Source organism: Chamaesiphon sp. VAR_69_metabat_338 (assembly GCF_031423935.1).
Classification (GTDB): Bacteria; Cyanobacteriota; Cyanobacteriia; order Cyanobacteriales; family Chamaesiphonaceae; genus Chamaesiphon.
In genome coordinates, this window is sequence record NZ_JANPGM010000720.1 from 1 (window position 1) to 2708 (window position 2708).

Below are 2708 nucleotides of genomic sequence, written 5' to 3' on the forward strand. Positions count from 1 at the left end.
ACTCCCAACTCCCATACGGTGGTACAGCAACTCCTAACTATTCAACGCTTTAGCATACAATTGCTCGTGCAACTGAACGATCGAATCTAGATCGTAAAGAGAGATCCGTTCCGAGCCTAGTTTAGTCATATTTGTGGCTTCTTCGGGTCGATCGAGTACCCACGCCATCGCGTTGGCTAAGGCTTCAACATCGCCAACATCTACCAATCGTCCGCAGCCACCTTCAAGTAAGTCCTGGGTACCGCGAATTTTGGTACCGATAGTGGGAGTGGACAGTGCGAGGGATTCTAGCACGCAGCGAGGCAATCCTTCTTGGGCAGATACGAGCATATTTGCGCTAGCCGCACTCATGAGGACGGGAATATCTTTGCGGTTGCCTAAAAAGTGAACGCGATTGGCAACGCCCAATGTGACGGCCAACTGCTTCATCTTATCCATCAATGGCCCCGTCCCAGCAAATGCCAGATGGACATCTGTTCGAGCCAATTTTGCAAAGGCAGCGATCGCATCGACATGGTGCTTGCGGGCGGTAAATTCGGCCACAGAGAGCAATAAGCGATCGCCATTGCCCAAGCCCAATTCTTGCCTAACTTGCGCGATCGCTGACTCAGGCACGGCATGGCGATTATAATACGCTAAATCCACGCCGATTCCTGGCATGTAATGACAGCGATCTGCGGCTAATAATTGATAATCTAAAGCCGCTTGTTTGTCTTCATGATTGATCGTGACTAGATAATCCGTCCATTTACCAGCATACTTTTCTAAGTTAGTAAAAGCAGCATTTTTGACCGGATTGCCACCCGCAAAAAAATGAAATCCGTGAGCGGTATAAATAACTTTGACGTTTAACTGCTTGCGCAAATCTTTGAGTGCGTAACGGGTGACAAAGGCGGCAACAGGAGTATGAACGTGAACGAGATCGTATCGTTCTTTGGTGACGATCTCGCGAATTACTGGTGGCGCAGACCATAAATTGCGCGGATCGAGCGGATTGCGAGACCACTGCACATCCCAGACGCGATCGAATCCTTGCACGCACTCAGGATTTGCCGAAACCCCGCAAGCCATGGCATCTACCTGCCAGCCCTGCGATCGAAAGTGAGCGGCAAACGGCAACAGAAAACTGCGGAGCGTACTTGGAACCGTCGTAACCATTAAAAGTCTGTTCATAACAATCGATTTGGGATCGGGGATAGCAATATTTGACGATCGCGATGCTGTCGGTAGTAAGTTGAAAACAAAAAATCGATCTCCCGATCTTGGATACACTGCGCGATGGGCAGTTTCCGTCAGCAATGTCCCCAGCGCAAACCACAGACGTCCACTGTAGTCATGGAAGTTAAGTAACGATCGATACAATTGCTCGATTGTAACTTAAAAAGCCGTTAGGCTCTGAGTATATCAATCCAGGGTCGATCGGCCATCCGAGGATTTACTTACTTACACAAAAATACTGACTCTATAGATGACCAGAAGATCCTACTTAGTTCCCTAGAGTCGATCTGTTCTTTTATTATTCCCAAATCGCGATCGATTCTGCCAACCCTAGAAATTGCTCGTGTGCTCGTGCGGATAATTATCGGCTCCAAAATTTAAGGGTATGCCATCTGACATACCCTCATTCACCAACTAAAGTCATTGCGCGATCGCTACAACGTCCCAAACCCTTTTTTCTTTTTCTTCGCCTTGGCAGGTGCGCCCGGTTGACCGCCCCGTGCGCCCGGTTGACCACCACCCATGCCTGGAAAATTCCCCATACTCATCTGCTGCATCATGCTCCGCATCCGGGTAAATTCAGCAATCAGCCGACTAACATCAGCTTCTTCATAACCACAACCCTTGGCAATCCGCCGCCGACGGCTGGGAGTACTGGCGAGTAAATCGGGATTACCGCGTTCTTCCTTCGTCATCGACTGAATCATCGCTTCCGCCTTTTTGAGCTGGTCTTCGCCCTGCTTGAGCTGCCCGTCAGAGAGCTTGCCCATCCCTGGAATCATCTTCATCAGACCACCCAAAGAACCCATATTCTTCAACATCCGCATCTGTTTGATGAAGTCATTGAAGTCAAATTTGGCTTCGAGGATTTTCTCGGTTAGTTTAGCCGCATCGGCAATATCGAAATCTTCCTGGGCTTTTTCGACCAACGTCAGCACGTCACCCATCCCCAGAATCCGCGATGCCATCCGCTCTGGATAAAATGGTTGCAGGGCTTCGACTTTTTCACCCACCCCGACAAATTTGATCGGTTTACCAGAAATCGCCCGGACGGATAGAGCCGCACCACCGCGCGTATCCCCATCTAATTTGGTCAAGATCGCGCCTGTAATCCCGATTCGATCGTTAAATGTCATCGTGACATTCGCCGCTTCCTGACCGATGGCTGAGTCAACTACCAGCAAGATTTCATCGGGTTGAATTGCCGCTTTGACATCGGCTAACTCCGTCATCATTCGATCGTCGATCTGCAACCGTCCGGCAGTATCGACAATCACCACATCTACGCCCAGTTCCCGCGCCTTGGCGATGCCTTGACGCGCAATTTCGACGGGATTGGCATCCGTGCCCAGATCGAACACTGGCACGTCGATTTGCTTGCCCAGCGTGATGAGCTGATCGATCGCCGCCGGACGATATACGTCAGTCGCCACCATCAGCGCGGTGCGATTTTCTTTGCGTAAATGTAGCGCGAGCTTAGCTGTAGCCGT

General features: G+C 50.3%; 2 protein-coding genes. Both read right to left on the minus strand.

The window, feature by feature from the left end; translation table 11 throughout:
* Nucleotides 1–33 precede the first annotated feature (33 nt).
* Complete coding sequence (locus RMO84_RS20120; RefSeq protein ID WP_310490217.1) at nt 34–1173, minus strand: glycosyltransferase; 1140 nt, start codon at nt 1171–1173, stop codon at nt 34–36.
* 479 nt (nt 1174–1652) lie between these two features.
* On the minus strand, nt 1653–2708 hold a 1056-nt coding region (locus RMO84_RS20125), incomplete at its 5' end, for a signal recognition particle protein (protein ID WP_310490218.1).

What these genes read in the sequence shown, in the direction of transcription:
- RMO84_RS20120 (WP_310490217.1), bottom strand. Translation starts at nt 1,173, where the DNA reads ATGAACAGACTTTTAATGGTTACGACGGTTCCAAGTACGCTCCGCAGT.